The sequence below is a fragment of the Burkholderia sp. BCC1047 genome, from assembly GCF_902833155.1.
Lineage (GTDB): Bacteria > Pseudomonadota > Gammaproteobacteria > Burkholderiales > Burkholderiaceae > Burkholderia > Burkholderia sola.
Window position 1 is genome coordinate 130112 of record NZ_CADFEH010000018.1, and the last position, 18141, is coordinate 148252.

14 protein-coding genes and 1 pseudogene are annotated in these 18141 nt (G+C 65.6%); 9 read left to right on the plus strand and 6 right to left on the minus strand.

Annotated elements, in window-relative coordinates; translation table 11 throughout:
* The first annotated feature begins 5 nt into the window (after positions 1-5).
* The 6 genes from HWX55_RS19650 (at position 6) to HWX55_RS19675 (ending at position 5682) form a co-directional block, all read left to right on the plus strand.
* Positions 6-941: an AraC family transcriptional regulator gene (locus HWX55_RS19650; RefSeq protein ID WP_175976949.1), complete on the plus strand. Its 936-nt coding sequence runs from the start codon at positions 6-8 to the stop codon at positions 939-941.
* Positions 938-2404, plus strand: coding sequence for a xylulokinase (gene xylB / locus HWX55_RS19655; RefSeq protein WP_175976950.1), 1467 nt, complete (start codon positions 938-940; stop codon positions 2402-2404). Before HWX55_RS19650 ends, xylB begins: the two co-directional genes overlap by 4 nt.
* Positions 2405-2486: 82 nt before the next feature.
* The gene (locus HWX55_RS19660; protein WP_175976951.1) at positions 2487-3542 is read left to right on the plus strand and encodes a MerR family transcriptional regulator; all 1056 of its coding nucleotides are present in this window, start codon (positions 2487-2489) and stop codon (positions 3540-3542) included.
* A gap of 31 nt (positions 3543-3573) precedes the next feature.
* The gene (locus HWX55_RS19665; RefSeq protein ID WP_175976952.1) at positions 3574-3861 is read left to right on the plus strand and encodes a barstar family protein; all 288 of its coding nucleotides are present in this window, start codon (positions 3574-3576) and stop codon (positions 3859-3861) included.
* Between the two features lie 384 nt (positions 3862-4245).
* Positions 4246-5202, plus strand: a complete 957-nt coding sequence (locus tag HWX55_RS19670; RefSeq protein ID WP_175976953.1) for a hypothetical protein — start codon at positions 4246-4248, stop codon at positions 5200-5202.
* Between the two features lie 42 nt (positions 5203-5244).
* Positions 5245-5682, plus strand: coding sequence for a GNAT family N-acetyltransferase (locus HWX55_RS19675; RefSeq protein ID WP_175976954.1), 438 nt, complete (start codon positions 5245-5247; stop codon positions 5680-5682).
* A 33-nt stretch (positions 5683-5715) separates the two neighbouring features.
* On the opposite strand, the gene HWX55_RS19680 is transcribed toward HWX55_RS19675, so the two are convergent.
* The 3 genes from HWX55_RS19680 to HWX55_RS19690 form a co-directional block, all read right to left on the minus strand.
* Positions 5716-6546, minus strand: coding sequence for a peptidyl-prolyl cis-trans isomerase (locus tag HWX55_RS19680; protein ID WP_175976955.1), 831 nt, complete (start codon positions 6544-6546; stop codon positions 5716-5718).
* 287 nt (positions 6547-6833) lie between these two features.
* Positions 6834-8768, minus strand: a complete 1935-nt coding sequence (locus HWX55_RS19685; protein ID WP_175976956.1) for an SMP-30/gluconolactonase/LRE family protein — start codon at positions 8766-8768, stop codon at positions 6834-6836.
* Positions 8769-9221: 453 nt separating this feature from the next.
* A complete protein-coding gene (locus tag HWX55_RS19690; protein ID WP_175976957.1) occupies positions 9222-10520 on the minus strand; it encodes a dicarboxylate/amino acid:cation symporter in 1299 nt (432 codons plus the stop codon).
* 481 nt (positions 10521-11001) lie between these two features.
* Here HWX55_RS19690 and HWX55_RS19695 point away from each other — a divergent pair, with 481 nt between their 5' ends.
* Together HWX55_RS19695 and HWX55_RS19700 are read left to right on the plus strand one after the other, a co-directional pair.
* Entirely contained in the window at positions 11002-12156 is a 1155-nt protein-coding gene (locus tag HWX55_RS19695; protein WP_175976958.1) for a glycosyltransferase, read from the plus strand.
* A 103-nt stretch (positions 12157-12259) separates the two neighbouring features.
* Positions 12260-12994: a polysaccharide deacetylase family protein gene (locus tag HWX55_RS19700; protein WP_175976959.1), complete on the plus strand. Its 735-nt coding sequence runs from the start codon at positions 12260-12262 to the stop codon at positions 12992-12994.
* A gap of 187 nt (positions 12995-13181) precedes the next feature.
* On the opposite strand, the gene HWX55_RS19705 is transcribed toward HWX55_RS19700, so the two are convergent.
* Positions 13182-15263 carry a hypothetical protein gene (locus tag HWX55_RS19705; RefSeq protein WP_175976960.1) on the minus strand — a complete coding sequence of 694 codons (2082 nt, stop codon included), beginning with the start codon at positions 15261-15263 and terminating at the stop codon, positions 13182-13184.
* Positions 15264-15509: 246 nt separating this feature from the next.
* Between HWX55_RS19705 and HWX55_RS19710 the strand changes: the two genes are divergently transcribed.
* Entirely contained in the window at positions 15510-16628 is a 1119-nt protein-coding gene (locus HWX55_RS19710; protein ID WP_175976961.1) for a LuxR C-terminal-related transcriptional regulator, read from the plus strand.
* Positions 16629-16689: 61 nt separating this feature from the next.
* On the opposite strand, the gene HWX55_RS19715 is transcribed toward HWX55_RS19710, so the two are convergent.
* Positions 16690-17925: a DUF3443 domain-containing protein gene (locus tag HWX55_RS19715; protein ID WP_244140604.1), complete on the minus strand. Its 1236-nt coding sequence runs from the start codon at positions 17923-17925 to the stop codon at positions 16690-16692.
* Positions 17926-17942: 17 nt separating this feature from the next.
* Positions 17943-18032 (minus strand): annotated as a pseudogene (locus tag HWX55_RS19720) (DUF2844 domain-containing protein); the annotation flags it as partial.
* Between the last annotated feature and the right edge of the window lie 109 nt (positions 18033-18141).

Consider the following 18141-nt stretch of genomic DNA (forward strand, 5'->3'; position numbering starts at 1 on the left):
ACACGATGAACCCGGATCTCGAGATCGTTCCCACCCACCGCGACGAATCGTTCCGCGCGTGGATCCACGACTATCCGCATTCGGTCGCGAAGTGGCACTTCCATCCCGAGTACGAGATTCACCTGATCCAGGCGTCGCGCGGCAAGGTGTTCGTCGGCGACCACATCGGCGATTTCGGGCCCGGCAACCTGATCGTCACCGGGCCGAACCTGCCGCACAACTGGGTCAGCGAGCTCGCCGACGGCGAACGCGTACCGTCGCGCGACGTCGTGCTGCAGTTCTCGCGCGATGCGATCGAGAAGATGGTCGACGCGTTCAGCGAGCTGCAGCCGGTGATCGAGCTGATCGACGACGCGGCGCGCGGCGTGCAGTTTCCCGATCGCGTCGGCCTCGAGGTCGCGCCGCTGATGCTCGAACTCGCTAACGCGCACGGCTGCCGGCGCGTCGAGATCCTGATGTCGCTGTTCGACCGGCTGTCGTCGTGCCGGGAGCGGCGCGTGCTTGCGGGGCCCGGCTACCGCAGCGACGCGCAGCACTACATGTCGTCGACCATCAACCAGGTGCTGTCGTACCTGCAGCAGAACCTGCCCGGCATGCTGCGCGAAACCGACGTCGCCGCGTTCGCCGGCATGAGCGTCAGCACCTTCACGCGGTTTTTCCGGCGTCACACCGGCTCGTCGTTCGTGCGCTACCTGAACCGGCTGCGCATCAACGAGGCGTGCGAGCTGCTGATGTTTTCCGACCTGACGGTGACCGACATCTGCTACCGGGTTGGCTTCAACAACCTGTCGAACTTCAACCGTCAGTTTCTCGCGATGAAGCAGGTGCCGCCGTCGAAGTTCCGCGCGCTGCACCGGCTCAACGAACCGCACGGCCGCGACGACGCGCCGCCCCCGCGACGCGTGCCGCCGCGCGCCCCAGACAGGATGCTTCATACGTGACATATCTCGGCATCGATCTCGGCACGTCCGAGGTCAAGGTTCTGCTCACCGATTCCCGATCGGTCCCCCTCGCGACCGGCTCGGCCACCCTGTCGATCAGCCGGCCGCGTCCGCACTGGTCCGAACAAAGCCCGCAGGCGTGGTGGCACGCGATGCTCGACGCGATCGCGGCGGTGCGCGCCGCGCACCCGGCCGGCTTCGCCGCGCTGCGCGGCATCGCGCTGTCCGGGCAGATGCACGGCGCGACGCTGATCGACCGCGCGGACCAGGTGCTGCGCCCCGCGATCCTGTGGAACGACACGCGCGCGGGCACCGAATGCGTGGAACTCGAGGCGCTGGTGCCGGAATCGCGCGCGATCACCGGCAACATGGCGATGCCCGGCTTCACCGCACCGAAGCTGCTCTGGCTCGCAAAATACGAGCCGGCCGTGTTTCGTGCGGTGCACAAGGTGCTGCTGCCGAAGGACTACCTGATCTGGCGCCTGTCCGGCGAATTCGTGTCCGATATGTCCGACGCGTCGGGCACGCTGTGGCTCGACTGCGCGCGCCGCGACTGGTCCGACCGGATGCTTGCCGCGACCGAGCTGTCGCACGCGCAGATGCCGCGCCTCGTCGAAGGCAACGCGGCCGCCGCGCAGTTGCGCGACGCGCTGCGGCGCGAGTGGGGAATCGCCGGGCCCGTGACGATCGCCGGCGGCGCCGGCGACAACGCGGCGTCCGCGATCGGCATGGGCGTCACGGGCGCCGGCAGCGGCTTCCTGTCGCTCGGCACGTCGGGCGTGCTGTTCGCGGGCAACGACCGCTTCGCGCCGAACCCGGACGCGGCCGTGCACGCGTTCTGCCACTGCGTGGAAGGGCGCTGGCACCAGATGAGCGTGATCCTGTCGGCGGCCGCGAGCCTCGACTGGCTCGCGCGCGCGCACGGCACGACGCCCGGCGTGCTGGCCGCCCGCGCCGAGCACGCCGATCCAGCCCGCGCGCCGCTGTTCCTGCCGTATCTCGGCGGCGAGCGTACGCCGCACAACGACGCGCATGCGCGCGGCGTGTTCTTCGGGCTGTCGAACGAACACGATGCGGACGATCTCGCGTATGCGGTGATGGAAGGCGTCGCGTTCGCGATGGCCGACGGCTACGACGCGCTGCGCGCGGCCGGCACGACGCTCGACGCGGTGTCGTTCATCGGCGGCGGCTCGAAGAGCGCGTTCTGGGCACGGCTGTGCGCGAATGCGACCGGACTCGCGATGCAGCGGCATGCGGATGGCGCGGTCGGCGCGGCACTCGGCGCCGCGCGGCTCGCACGGCTGGCTGCGACGAACGACAGCCTGGAGGAAGTCTGTGTCGCGCCGCCCGTCACGGAGAGGGTCGCGCCCGATCCCGCGTCGGTCGATCTGCTGGCGGGGCGACTCGCGCGCTATCGCCGGTTGTATCGCGCGCTGCGCGACGAGTTCGCGGCCGCCGACTGAGCGTTGGAGCGATCGCGCTTGACCCGGCCCTTGGGATCGCCTTTATGCTGACCGCAACGAATCGACAGCAAAGAGGTGACGGATGGGTACGGACACACTGCGCTTGAACGCATCGGCCGCCGCCGCGCGGCTCGGCGTCTCGATCAAGGCGCTGCGGCTGTACGAGCGGCACGGCCTCGTCATGCCCGAACGCACGCCGGCCGGATACCGCGCGTACGGCCCGGACGATCTCGCCCGCGCCGCCGACATCGCGGCGCTGCGCAAGCTCGGCCTCGGTCTCGCGCAGGTAGCGAACGTGCTCGGCGGCGACGCGCGCAGTCTCGATGCCGCGCTGGCGGCTCACGAAGCGGCGCTCGATCGCGGGATTCAGGATCTCGTCGGCAAGCTCGACAGCGTGCGCGCGATGCGTGCCGGCCTGGCGCGCGGGCGAATGCCGGCCGACGGCGAACTCACGCGGCTGGTCGACCCTGGCAGCGCCGGTGTCGCGTTCGATCTGCCGTGGCCGTGGGGCGGCGAACGGTTCGAGTGTCGCGATATCCGGCCGTTGAACTACATCATCGGTTCGCTCGGGAGCGGCAAGACGCGGCTCGCGCTTCGGCTGGCCGATGCGTTGCCGGGCGCCGTGTTCGTCGGCCTCGATCGGCTGGACGACGACTGTGCCGCGGCATTCGATGCATTGCGCGCCGATCCGGAACTGAAGTCGCGCGTCGACCGCACCGCGGCGTTGCTCGCCGGCGACGGCGCGACGCCGTCGGCGGCGCTGACCGCCCTGCTCGTCAGCCTCGAAGCGGAAGGTCCGCGCGTACTGATCGTCGACATGATCGAACAGGATCTCGACCGGGCCACGCAACTGGCGTTGATCGCGCATCTGCGCGCACGCGCGGCCGCCGGCATGCGGCCGCTGTTCCTGTTGACGCGCTCGTCGGCGATCCTCGATCTCGCGGCGGTCGGCCCCGACGAAACCATCCTGTTGTGCCCGGCCAATCACAGCCTACCTGCACGCGTGGCGCCTTACCCCGGTGCGCCGGGGTATGAGGCCGTCGCGACGTGCCTGGCGGCGCCGGCGGTCCGGGAGCGGATTGCGCGGCCGCCGGAAGCGCGCGCTATGATGCTCGGTACGGCGCGCGAAATGAATTGAATGTTGCGCGACCTGTCCGTCGGAGAACATGATGGCACGCGACACGCGGGTGGAAATCGAGCTCGACGATATCGAATCGACCGAACAGTTGCATGTGCGGCTGATGAAGCAGTTGAGCTTCCCGGATTGGTACGGAAGAAACTGGGATGCGTTCCGGGACGCCATTACCGCGCTGGTCGATATGCCGCTCATTCTTCGGCTGAAAGGCTGGTCGGAATTCGAACGCCGCTTTCCGCGCGACGCGAGGCTGATGCGAGACTGCCTGCAGGACATGGCGCGGCAATATCCTGCCTTCGCATCCCGGGTCGAGTACGATTGATCGAACTCGCCGTGAGCCGCAAGATCGCGCGGCCCTTCTTTCGGGGCTAACCTTTTTCCCGCACGGCGAGGAATTGCTCACCGTTCAATTGGCGTTGCATTGCCTCGATCTGCGGCACAGCGCTTCCAACTGATTCATGGTCGCGGCAACCTGACATGGATTCGCATCCGGATCCCGCCGCGCCCTCCGCCGCGCCATCGCCGCGTTCACCGCATGTACGGGACCGGCAAAGTTCGTTGCTTGCCGGTCGCTATCGGGACATGTCGGAAAGCCGTCTTGTCCGGATGGCCAAAATCGCCCGCAAACGGTCATGCGCGTTCAACATGAAGGACATCCGAAAGCGTTCGTTTCGGGTATCGTCCATTTCTCCCGCCAGCACTCGACATGACCGCACACGATGAAAACAGTACCGGCCCGGCCGATATCGGCCCCGTCGACGCCATGAGCCGATTTCGCATCACGTACGACGGGCCCACGCTCGAATCGTCAGAGATGGACGTGCGCGAACTCGCGCCCGCGCTGCTCGCCTTCGGCGATTTGCTCGACGCGTCGACGCGCGCACTGTGCGGCGATCAGGTCCGGCCGCAGGTCAACGTGCGCGGCAGCTTCAAGACCGGCAGCTTCGGCATCGACTTCACGCTCGCGACCTCGCTGCTCGGCCGCATGCGCGACATGCTGAGCGGCAGCGAAGGCACGGCGCTCGCCAATGCGGTGACGATCCTGAGCGCGCTCGGCATCGCCGCGCCCAGGGCGAGGAAGGGGCTGTTCGCCGTGCTCAAATGGCTGCGTGGGCGCGAGATCACGCATGTGCGGATGCAGGACCACACCGCGGTGCTGGACGTCGACGGCGACACACTCGAAATCGACCTGCCCGTGCTCACGCTGCTGCGCGATGTCCGCGTTCGCCGTGCAACCGCGCAAGTGCTGGCACCGCTCGCGCGCGAAGGCATCGAGATTTTCGCGGCCGGCACCGATACCGAGGTGTACGAGACGGTCGCCCGCAACGAGATCGCATGGTTTCACGCGCCGGAGCCAACCGATGCGCTGCTGCTCGACGAGCATCGCAAGATGGCGTTCTCGATCGTGTCGCTCGCATTCAAGGACGACGACAAGTGGCGACTGTACGACGGCACGTCGACGATTCACGCGACGATCTCGGATGCCGGCTTCCTGTCGCGCGTGAACAACAGCCAGATCAGTTTCAGCAAGGGCGACGTGCTGTTGTGCAATGTCCGTATGCAGCAGTGGCAAACTTCGGACGGAGCAAAAACCGAATACGAGGTCACCAATGTCCTCGAACATCGTCCGGCCGGCCTGCAGATTCCGTTGTCGGGCCTGTGAGCCACGCCGTGGCCTCGCGCCCGACGCAACCGCTCATCACTCATGAAACCGGCGATCCATCTGCGTGCTGCTTCCGAGGAAGATCTCCCGTTCCTGCTGACGCTCCGTCGACTCACGATGACCGAGCACCTGCAGCGCGTCGGCGCGCCGACCGACGATGACGCGCACGACCGGCGCATCCGCGCGAACTTCGACGATGCGATGATCGTCTGCGAAGGCGCCGACGCGATCGGCCTGCTGAAGGTGACGCGCGACGCCGGCGAATGGCACCTCCATCAGATCCAGATCCTTCCCGCGCGCCAAGGCCACGGAATCGGCGAGGCCGTGCTGTACGCATTGCTGACCGACGCCGCACGCGCGCACGTGCCGGTGTCGCTCAGCGTGCTGCACGGCAATCCGGCGCGGCGGCTCTACGAACGGCTCGGCTTCCGCGTCGCGTCGGAGACCGACACCAGCGCGAACATGCTCTGGCGCGCGTGACGCGCGGCGATTCGACACCGCCGCATTACCCCGTTACTGCGTGATCTTCGCGTCCTTCAGCAGATTGCCGATCATCTGCGCACTCGCCTTCTCGGCCGCGATCGCCTGCAACTGCTGCTGAAGCGTCGGCTTCGCGGTTTCGAAACCCGGCACCTGCGTCGGCCGCTTCGCATCCAGCTTCACGATCGCGCGCGCGCCATCGACCGGAATCGAATCCTTCGTCACCGCGCCGACCGGCAGTTTCTCGAGCGCCTGCGCGACCGGCAGCGGCAGCCCGGCCGTCTTGCCTTCCGCGGCCGGCGTGTTGAAGCTCACCCACGGCAGCTCGCCGCCGGTATCGCGGCTCGGCGCCAGGCTGTACTGGCGCGCCAGCCCGTCGAACGACTTGCCCGCCTTCAGTTCGCTCAGCACGGTCGCCGCTGCCACCGGATCCTTGACGACGATCACGCGCGGCTTGTACTCGTTCTTGCCGAGCGCCGCGACGAGTTCGTCGTAGCGCGCCTTGACCTGCTCGTCGGTGACCGGCTCCGGCTTCACGTTATCGCGCAGGTACAACTGCACCTCGGCCGTCGCCTTCGCCTGCTGCATCGCCGCCTTGACCTCGGGCTTGTCCGCGTAGTTCGCCTTCTCGGCCGCCTGCTGAACCAGCACGCGCGTGATCAGCTGATTCTTGATCGCCTGACGGATCTGCGGCGAATCGGGCTGCCCGGACGCGCGCAGCAGCGTATCGACGTCGGCCTGCGTGATCGGCGTGCCGTTGACGGTCGCGACGGTCGCGGCCGTCTGCGCGTGGGCAGCGCCGCTCAGTGCGCCGGCCAGCGCGACGATCGTCAACAGGCGATTCGGTGTCGTTTTCATCTTCATCGGTTGGGTCGCTTCGAGCATAAGAAACGCGGCAGGGGTAGCCGCGCCGGTTCATCGTGCACGCCCGCACACCGTCTGCGGGGGTCGCTGCCATTGTGCACGGAACCGCATTTCCACGTCGGGAGGTTCGGGAAGCGGATCCGACACGGCGCCGCGCGCATGGTGCCCGCGGTTCATTGCGTGCGCGTTGCGCAACAATCCCGCGGAATCGCATCGATTGCGCGCACGATCGCTTTCACGACTTCGCGACTACGGCCGCTGCTCAAGGCGGCCGCACGTTCAAACCGTCACGGCGTCCACCGGTACACGGTGATGCTGTTACCCTTCACGTTGTTCTTCATCACCACGTACTCGCCGTTCGAGCGGCGGTACGCGCGGATGCTGTACATCGCATCGATCGCGCTGCTGGTGTCGACGGTCGCGGGGCTCGCGTTGATCAGCGTCGTGTCGAGATTGCCGGTGCTGAGGTTGAACGCGTCGACGTTCGGCCACAGCGGCCCGCTGCTGCTGAACCAGTAGCCGACGAACAGGTGGTTGCCCGCCGCGTCGATCGATTTCGCGCCGCTGTGCGGCAGCGTGATCACCGGGTCCGGCTTCGTCGTGTTGCCCGCGCGCCAGCCGTGATACACCTCGATGCGCGTGCCGATCGACGTCCAGTCATTGGTCCCGACCGCGCCCTGCGCGAGCACCATCGTGTCGCTGTCCGCGAGATAGACGATGCGCGTGAGCGGCAGGATGCTGGCCGGAATGCGGGTCGCGACGCCCGGCCCCCACGACGGCTTGCCGTTCGCGTCGAAGCCGGTCAGCGGGTAATGCGTGATCGCGCCGGTCTTGTCGAGCCCGGCCCATATGCCGCCCTGGCTGTCGACGCTGAAGCCGCCCGTCACGCGCTGCGTCGTGTTGAACGCGGGGCCCGGAAGCGAGCCGTCCGGGATCGCGATGTAGCCGTTCGCCGCGTTGAAGTGATAGAAGTAGAAGACCGGCGGATTCTGGCCGGCTGCGACGAGGATCCGGTTCGCGCCGACCGACGTGAGCAACCCGAAGTGTTCGTCGCGCTGCGTGTCGCTCATGTTGATGCGCGGGTCCGACGGATACGTGAACGGATCGACGGTGTTCGCGACGAACTTGCCGCCCGCGCTGCCGCTGTAGATGTGCGTGCCGCCGTAGAACAGCGCGCCGTCCGTGACCGGGTCCGACGCGGCGATGCCTTCGAAGTTCAGCGACTGCAGCGTCCAGCGCAGGTTGCCGGTGCTGCCGTACGCATGAATGTCGGTCGCGCCGTTGCGGCCGAGATCCCAGCTGCCGCCCCACGGGTTGTTGAGCACATAGAGGTTGCCGCCGGTGTCCTTGCCGATCCCGGCGATGCGCGTGAAGCGTTGCGCGCCGACCTGCCCCTTGATGCCCGTCGTCGTGTCGAGATAGCCGCCGCGCACGCCGAACGTGCCGGCGAGCGCCGGCCGGCCCGAGATCGAATAACGCTTGATGTTCTGGTCGGGGCCTTCGTCGCCCACCAGCAGCTGCCCGGCCGCCGTATCGACATACAGCGCCGACGGTTGCGAACCGGCCGGCATCCGGATCGTGTTCAGCAGCGCGCCGGCGGGGCTGAAGCCGACGATCGAGCCGGCACGCTTCTGCGCGACCCACACGTTGCCCGCGCCGTCCACCGCAAGCGCGCCGGGCGCCGACACGGCGATGTCCCGCTGCCACACGCCATCGGTCGTGAACACGCGCACGCGATTGCCGTAGAAGTCGCTTGCATAGAGCAACGAGCCAGCCGTCGCGAGCCCGGTGACGACGTCGATGCGCGGCTGGTTGGTCGCGGCGCTGATCTGGATCACGAGGTCGCGATACTTGGTCGCGCGGTTGTAGCGCCCCACCGCGCCGCTGCCGTACGTCTTGCCCGGCTGCAGCGCGACGAACAGCGACGTTGCATTGCCGGTGATCGCGCTGCCCTGGAATTCCGAATGCGCGCCGATCGAGCCGAGGCTCTTGCCGTTCTGGTAGATCGCGACGCCGCCTTCATCCTCGTCCCACATCGATGCGGTGTAGATCACGCCTTCGGGCGCGACCCACATCGCGCGCGCGACGTTGCCGACGTGCGCCGCGAGCGTGCCGTACGTGTTCGCGATCCAGTCGGTGGTGTTGGCTGCGTGCGTAGGGGGCGCAAATGCGGCGATTGCCGCGGCGACAAGCGCGGCCCGGATTCGTTGTCTGGCGACCATGACGGATGCTCTCCTGAACGGGGCAAACACTCACATAAGGGATCGGCCGGCTAGATGGCTTGAAATCCGCGAGATGTAAATTCTTCCCCGAATCATCCGGCGCGGTCGGTATGACGTACGGCATGCATTCGATAATGCGCAGGGCGAGAATAGCGTTATATAAATCGAAAAAAATTGCGAATCGCCCGCGCTTTCGATGAGCGCGACTATGCGTCAGTGAATGGTCACTTACGCGCCGGATCGGGAATCGGGAGAATCAGGCACTTGCCTGACGGAATATCGCCGCCAATTTGACGTCGATCAATTGAAACGGCGAATGCCATTTCGGAAGTATCGAAAAAGCTACTGCGCCCAACGCAAATCGCCAGCCTGAATCCGTATCGAATCCAGGCCGGCGCATATCATGTGTCGCGGGTCGGGCAACGCGGCGTTGCACCGCCGCGTTGCAGTGCATCATGCCGACGTTTCACGCACCTTCACTTCGGCTACGCGCGCGCCGTCCGAATCGTCGTCGTCGCGCGGCGCGTCGAGCTGCCCCTCCCATTTCGCGACCACGGCCGCCGCGATCGAGTTGCCGACCGCGTTGGTGGCCGAGCGCCCCATGTCGAGGAACATGTCGACGCCCATGATCAGCAGCAACCCGGCTTCGGGCAGGTTGAACTGGTTGAGCGTCGCCGCGATCACGACCAGCGATGCGCGCGGCACGCCGGCCATCCCCTTCGACGTCACCATCAGCATCAGCAGCATCGTGATCTGCGTGCCGAGCGGCAGATGGATGCCGTACACCTGCGCGATGAACAGCACCGCGAACGTGCAGTACATCATCGAGCCGTCGAGGTTGAACGAATAGCCGATCGGCAGCACGAAGCTCGAGATCTTGCGGTTCACGCCGAAGCGGTCGAGCGCGTCCAGCAGCTTCGGATACGCGGCCTCGGAGCTCGCCGTCGCGAACGAAAGCAGGAACGGCTCGCGGATCAGCCGCAGCAGCGTGAACGCACGCTTGCCGAGGAACGTCACGCCGGCGAGCGTCAGCACGGCCCACAGCAGCGCGAGCGCCAGATAGAAGCTCGCCATGAACTTCGCGAACGTGAGCAGGATGCCGAGCCCTTCGGTCGTGATCGTCGACGCCAGCGCCGCGAACACCGCGACCGGCGCGAACCCCATCACCGCGCCCGTCACCTTCAGCATCACCTGCGCGAGATCGTCGATCACGCCGGTCAGGCGCTTGCCCGCTTCGCCGAGCGCGGACAGCGCGGTGCCGAAGAAGATCGAGAACACGACGATCTGCAGGATTTCGTTGTTCGCCATCGCCTCGGCGATCGACTTCGGCACCAGGTGCACGACGAAATCCTTCAGCGTGAACGCGCCCGTCTTCAGGTTGAGCGCCGCATCGGACGGCGGCAGCGGCAGGCTCAGGTGGCTGCCTGGCTGCAGGATCGTCGCGGTCAGCAGGCCGAGCAGCAGCGACGTGAACGACGCGATGACGAACCAGCCGAACGCCTTGACGCCCACGCGGCCCACCGCGCCGCCGTCGCCCATCTGCGCGATGCCGACGGTCAGCGTCGCGAACACCAGCGGCGCGATGATCATCTTGATCAAGCGCAGGAATATGTCGGACAGCAGCGATACGTAGCCGGCGACTTCCTTCGCCATCTTCGGGTCGGGAAACGCGCTATGGCACGCGTAACCCACGGCAATACCAAGCATCATCGCGACAACGATGTACTTGGTAATGTTGTGTTTCTTCTTCATTAGTCGTCCAAATTACAAAGCGTATGTTGCTAACGGCGGGCCAATCATTCGCGTCCGGCTGCGAATCGAAACCTGTGTCGCCATGCGGGCGATCTGTCCGCTGCGGGCGGTCTCCGGCGGTCACCCGGGCGGACAGGGGGGGCATTCTAACGCAAATGGCGCACCAGCTTTCAATTCCGAAAGCCGCGCCGGTTGATTTGCGTCCTGATGTCGTCGGGAAAGGGCGTGTCGTCGCGCACGACGCGACACGATGCAGCGATCGCGACACATTCTCACAAAGATGCGCAGACATCGACACTACGGCACGTAACCGATCTGTAATATTTGGAAATGATTCGCGTTGACGCCGGCGCTTGACGCCAACACGCAATCTCGAGCCGGAAACGCGGCACCGCGTTCACGTCATTGCTTCCATCAGGTCGAGTCATTCATTTCATCAGCAATCCTTCGAAATGAATGACCGAAAAAAAGCTGCATCGTGATGAACATTCTGTACACCAACTTCCACGGCGATTACGGCGGCGGCCAGGACACCTACGTCCGCGATCTCGCGGTCGCGATGAGCCGCCATCACCGCGTGACCGTGGCGTCGCCGGAAGGCAGCCGCCTGTCGCGACTCCTGCAGGACAGTCCCGACGTGGCGATCTTCGACATGGAATTCAAGCCGCGCTGGAACCGGCTGTGCCGGGAGATTCTGCGGCTGCGCCAGCGGATCGCCGCCGAGCGCTTCGACGTGATCCACGTGAACGGGTCCGCCGATCACCGGCAGGTGATGCTCGCGCTGCTCGGCTGCCGGTATCGACCCGCGGTCGTGCTGACCAAGCACAACACCTATCGCGCCGACAGCTTCGGCAACCTGCTGCGCGCCCGGCTCGCCACCGACCACACGATCGCGGTCAGCGACTACGTCGCGAGCATGCTCGCGCTGCGCTCGCCGTACGGAAACGTCACCGTGGTCAAGCACGGCGTGCGCCGGCCGGCTGCCGAACGACTGGCGGCCGACGAGATCCGCCGCCGCAAGATCGCGCTGTTCGGGGCATCCGGCGCGGACGCGATCGTGCTGGGCAGCAGCGCCGGCACCGCGCCCGAAAAAGGCTGGATGGACCTGATCGCGGCGCTCGGCCGCCTGCCCGAAGCCGAGCGCGAGCGGTTTCGCGTGCTGCTGGTCGGCGCGGAGCCGTCCCGCGAGCAGCGCGAGCAGCTCGCGCGGCACGGCATGGCGCTGCGCACCGCGTTCACCGGGCGCCTCGACGATGTGCGCGCGCCGTTCTCGATCATCGACGTGTCGTTCGTGCTGTCGTACCACGAGAGCCTGTCGTATGCATGCCGCGAAGCGATGTCGCTCGGCTGCCCCGCGATCGTGACGCGGGTGGGCGGGCTGCCCGAAAACGTCGAACCGGGCGTGGACGGCTGGGTTGTCCCGCCGCGCGAGCCCGCAGCGATCGAAGCGATCCTGCGCGCGATCGTGCAGGCACCCGGCTGCATCCGTGCGATGGGGCGCAGCGCGCGGCTGAAAGGCCGCCGCGAATTCTCGTTCGATGCGTTCATCGACGCGACCCTCTCCGTCTATCAGAAATCGGTTCGACACAACCCGTCGCGCTGGGTGACCCCGTTCAGAACCACGAAATGGCCATGAATATCCGGAAGAAGTACTGGGACCTGCGCACGCACGAGTGCGACTTCAAGACCCTGCGGATTTTCCGCAAGGCCGCTTAATCCCGCCTTCCTGCGATCCACCCATGCTTGCGCGCACCTCACGCTATCCGATCCTGATGTATCACCAGATCCGCCCGCTGCCGCCGCCGACCGACCAGCTGCGCGGCCTGAGCGTCGCGCCCGACGCGTTCCGCCGCCAGATGACGCTGTTCAGGCGGCTCGGCTATCGCGGCCTGAGCGTGCGCGAACTGCAGCCGTACCTGCGCGGGGAGCGGCAGGGCAAGGTCTTCGGCATTTCGTTCGACGACGGCTTTCTCAACGTGCTCACGCATGCAATGCCCGTGCTCGACGCGCTCGGGTTCACCGCGACGTGCTACTTCGTCGCCGGCCGGTTCGGCGGCGCGAACGACTGGGACGCGGGCGCGCCGACTGCGCGCTCGCCGCTGATGACGTGCGAGGACATGCTCGCGTGGCGCGATCACGGTCATGAAATCGGCTCGCATACGCTCGATCACGTCGCACTGTCGTATGTGCCGGCGCCTGTCTCCGACTTTCAGCTCACCGAGTCGAAACGGAAACTCGAAAGGCTGAGCGGCCAATGCGTCGAATCGTTCTGCTATCCGTACGGTGATCTGGATGCGCGCGTGCGCGATCAGGTCATCGCTGCCGGTTACGGCAATGCGACGACGACCCGGCGCGGATGTGCCGGTGCGAACGACGATCCGTTTCTGTTGCCGCGGATTCCGGTCGCGGGCGGCGTCGGCGCCGTGAGGCTGGGGTTCAAGTGTCTGAAGGCACGGGTGGCGGCGGCCTGGTAGCGCGCATCGTCGCCGGGGCATGCGCCGCAGCGGCTCATCCGCCGACATCCCGATACCCGTCCATGCCGTGTGAGCGCACGGACGGGCTCCGACATCACGCCAAGGCCGGCGAGCGGAAACGCGCCGACGGGGTCGCGAATCGTCCCGCCGGCCGCGCGTTCGCCGCACGCATCGGCCCGGCTGCCCGTTAGCGGTCGTACTCGAAGGACTCGGTGAAAGCCGTGTCGCCCGGATCGGACCAGCTCAGGCTCACGAACGAGAAGTCCGTGCTGCCGCCCCAGCCGGCCACCGACGGGAACGCGACGCCCTGATCGCCCGGCACGTTGAGCGTCACCGCCGCACCCGGCTGGACGAGCGGCGCCGATGCAGTACCGTTGACGAACGTCGCCACTGACTGCCCGGTCGCGGTTGCGCGAATCTGCACGTTGCCGCGCTTGACGAACGGCAGCCCCGCTTTCGACGTCCACGCCAGCGGGAAGGTCGCGCCGCCCGCGAACGTGGCGGCGGAGCCCGGCGTCAGCTTGTCGCGCGTGGACTGCGCGAGGTCGTGCCACGCGTACTGACGCAGCGCATCGGGCGACGGCGACGGCGTACGCAAGCGCACCGTGTAGTGCCTGGCCGGCGTCGACGTGTTGCCGTTCTGGTAGACGTCGATCGTATAGGCACTGAACGGCTTGATGTCGGCCAGCTCGGCGGCGCTCAGTTGCGGCTTCGCCCACGCGGTATTGTTGCGCGGCGCGTCGCCGGGCCACGTGAACAGGCCCTGGTTCGCCGGGTCCTGCGCGACGCCGGCCAGGCGGAAGTTGTTGCGGCACTGCGCACTCTTCGCCAGCGCGGCGAGCTGCGCCGGCGTCTGCCCGCTGGCGATCTGCGCGCGGATGTTCAGCGTGTCGCAGGTGCCGCTCGACGGCTGGAGGAACACGCCGTTGCGCAAGCCGGGGCCGTTGACGATCGCGAAGTCCACCGCGGTGCCGGCCGCATCGACGGCGCCCACCTGCAGGTTCAGCGAATCGACGAACGCGTTGGTGCCCGTCGACGGATTGGCCGGGTTCAACCAGTCCCACTTCTGCGCATTCGCGTTGACCTTGCTCAATACCGCGCGCTGGTTGCCGATCACGCGCCAGCCGGTATCGCCATTCGCGAGACTGCCCGGCCGCACCGCGAGCTGCACATGTTGCTGCATGCCGTCGCGAATGCCGTCGCTGCGCGTCCATGCGAGCTTGATCCACATCGTGTCGCTCGCGACGACGCGGATGACTTCCGGCAGGCTGAAGCTGGCGTTGTTCATCGCGTCGTCGGCCACGATGCCCGGCGTGCCGCCGGCCGGCGCACCGAATTCCTGGTCGACCGACATCCCGTTGTTCAGATACGCGGCGGGCACGCCTGCATTCAGCGCGCCGGACGCGACATCGTCGACGAAGATCTGGCCGCACGCCGATACGCCGCCGCCCGTGCGCGCGGCGCCGGTCGAGCCGGCGAAACACTGGTTGAGCGTGTGCTGCAATGCCGCCAGATCGCTGGCGCTCGGCAGGTTCGACACCACCGCGCCATTGATCGTCGCGGCGGCCGGCAGGCTGGCCTTGTCGCTCGCCTGCGGCGCGACGCCGGGCGCGAGCTGAAGCTGCACCGGCGTATCGCTGGACGCGCCCGCCACCGAGCTGATCTGGACGCCGCCATCCGGCAGCACGTTGATCTTCAGCTGGTCGAGCAACCGGTCGAGCCCCGGCGCACCCGCGGTCAACGGACCGGAAATCAGGTCGACACCCGTATTGCCGGTGGCGGCCAGCAGGTCGGCCAACGCCGTCGAATACGCCTGCACCGTGCCGGCAACGGCCTGGGCCGTGACCTTGCTTTGCAGCAAACCGGTGTCGGCCAGCAGTTTCGTCGGATCGCCGCCGACGATCGTGGCGGCGATCGCGTTCGTGATCGGCGTGATGTTGATCGTCTGCGTGCCCGCCGTGGCGCTGAGTGCGATCAACGTGGCTTGCGAATCGGCGACGTTGCCGTATGCGGACAACGCAAAAGGCGCGGTCAAGCCGGTCACCGCGCAATGAAACAAGCCGGTTGACACATCGGCCGGGCAGTCGACCGTCTTGCCGGTCGAATCCACCAGCTTCACGGTGGCGGCCTGCATCGCAGCGCCGGCCGCCGCGACCCCGCTGACCGTCTGAGCCGCCGGTTGCCCGGGCGACGGCGAAGAACTGTCGCTACCACCGCAAGCCGACAGGACGAGCGCTGCAATACCGGATACGACAGGCGTGAGTTTCATTGCGTTTCCCCCGACATCCTTCTGGTTGATGCGTGTCATATGCACCGCTCATGCACGCTGGATGGCAGGGATTCTCGCAAAGCCGATTTTTGCGTTCATCATTCACGTGGATGAAAATCGGCAAATAACACCGCATGAAACGCAAACAACCTGTGTTAGCCTGAAAAAAATCCTGAAAATTCGGTATTCGAAGCAATATCGTCAGACAAAAACCACATACGAAGATCGCGAAGCGACGGGGGAAGCATGCAACGGGACCAACTCATCGGGGACCTCTATGAGGCCGCGCTGCAGCCGGACGGTTTTCTCGAAGTTTTTCATCGGGTATCCGAATCGCTCGGCGCAAACGTTTTTCACATGTTCAGTTGGGACGCCGCGCGCAATGCCCCGCAATTCTCGATCTATTCGCCGCGCGCGGAATTCGACGAGATCATCGCCCGCTACGAACAGTATTACGGTGCGCTCGATCCACGCCGCGGCTTCGTCGAGAACGCGCCGCTCGGCGAATTCGTTTGCTGTCAGGATCACCTCACCGACCGCGACGTCGAACGCAGCGAGTTCTTCCAGGACTTTCAGATTCCGTCGGGATTTCGCTACCTGATGGGGATTCGCTTCGCGCGCCCCGGCAGCGACAACATTCTGCTCGGGCTACTGCGAGCGCACGGCCGCGCGCCGTATTCGCCGGAGGAACGCGCGACGCTGACCGGTATGGCCGGGCATCTGCAACGCTCGATCAACCTGTGGCGGGACGCGCGCGTGCTGCATCGCGACGCCATGCTCGGCGCCGAACTGATGGAGGAACTGGGCCTCTCCGTCTTTGCGCTGGACAGGCACGCGCATGTCGTCTTCGCCAACCGGGCGGCAGATTCGATGCTGCGCGCCGCCACCTGCCTCAAGCTCGAGAACGGCTACCTGAGCGCGACGAGCGCGCCGCAAAACGATGCGCTCAAAGCGGCGTTGACGCGTGTCGCGAAGACCCGCAAGAGCGAGAGCCTTGCGCTTTCGGGCACGCTGGTGGCCGCGCATGAAGTTTTTCTCAGCATCGCGGCACTGTCCGGACAGGCGCTCCATGCGACGTTCGGCGATGCGACGCTGCTGATCACGGTCAGGCGACGCGGCGCGGCCCCGCTCGTCGTCGCACAACAGTTGCGGCAGTCGTTCGGTTTGTCGAGCGCCGAAGCGGCGGTGGCTGAGGCGCTGATCAACGGCAAGACGCCTGATGAATGTGCGGCCAGCGCGGGGGTGTCGCTGGCGACGGTGCGTACCCAATTACGGGCGATCTATGAAAAGACCCATTCGCGGAATCAGGCCGAGGCGGTCGGGCGGATGCTTTGGGTGCTGCCGCAGCATAAGTGCAAGGATTGAGACGGCGAAGGGGCGAGTGGTCGCATTTCGTTCGCGATCAGTGGCGGCCCCTCTCAAGGCATCAGTATGCGACGTAAGGCGCAGACCCGCCTTCCGTCGAACGATCCAGGCCAAAATAGATTGTCCGGCCGTAAAAGTAGGGCAGGCCGAGATCGAGCCAAGAGGACGATCCGAAGTGACCCGCGACGTCATTGAATGCATATGTCGAATTTTTTGAGAACAACGTATCTGCATTTGCGACGGAGATGGAAACCATGCTCGCCGTGCCATCGAGACCAACCAGAGTCGCGGCATAAGTGGTCGTCGTTGACGGGCAATAGAATTGCGTGTTCCTGGTACACGTGATCTGCGACGAGTCATCGAAGAAATTCGCATTGGATCCCGTATCAAAGAACGCGGTGACCTTTCTGGAAAGAAATGCTCCCGGCACATCACCCGTCGTCGTCGACATCAGCTTCGTGGTGGCACGAAATGCATTGTTGCTTCGAGTGCCGATACCAAAAATCAACGAGCCCGTCGCGCTTTCCTGACCGTCTGCCGAAATCTGCGGCATTTGTACGATTACGCCATTGTTGTCTGCGGCAAACTGACTGACGGGGTTGCTGACCTGTTGCGATAGCGGCACGGTGACTTGTGCGCAGCTCGCGTTTCCGTCCATGCACGCGTAGTAGTTGCTCAACGACGCGACCTTCACACAGGTTGCGCCGCAATCATAGGGCGCCGGACCAATTCCAAGAATGCCGTTCGCACCAAGGTCGGTGGCCGAGTTCACAGCCTTGTTCCCGTTCGTACAGGAACTTGGCACGTTGTCCGTTCCGAGATCGCCGATGATCTGCACCGGCAAGGAACTCGCACGTTCATCGCCAATCGACAGGTCAATCGTTCGAACCGTGCCCCACGTATAACTCGACACGAACATGCCGCATTCGGAAAGCGTCGATCCGTCGCTTGTGGTCGTTTTAGGCAGGCTGTCGATGACGCCTGGAATTGCATCGCGTACGACCCGCAAGCCATACGATGCCGTGTCAACGAGCACGTTGGACACCACCTGGCAGCGTGACGTTCCGGGCGCACAAATCTTGATGTTGACGGTCGGAATGTTGACGACGCGTGCAACGCCTCGCGCGACCGTAACGATCGCGGTATTTCCGGTGTTGCCGTCCGACACAGCCGAACTGCTGACACCCGTTTCGCCGGAACCTGAATCGCCGCCGCCGCACGCAACGAGGAAAGCTGTCGACACAGTCATCAAGCTGAATATGCTTGACCACCGAACGACAGTACGAAAAATGCCCATGATCATTCTCATCGGGGTTACAGGATATCGTTGCCGGTCAGGCCGGATGGAAGCGCAGGCGGCAACCAGGCTTGGCCGGAAAATGCCCCCATGTGCCCTCCTTGTTGATTTGCACGGAATCCTGACCCACCCTACGCAGTAATTTGCATCGAATATTGACCCACGTAGAACACTGACCTGCTCGGCAACGGGCAGGGGAACGGAGTGATCGACGTG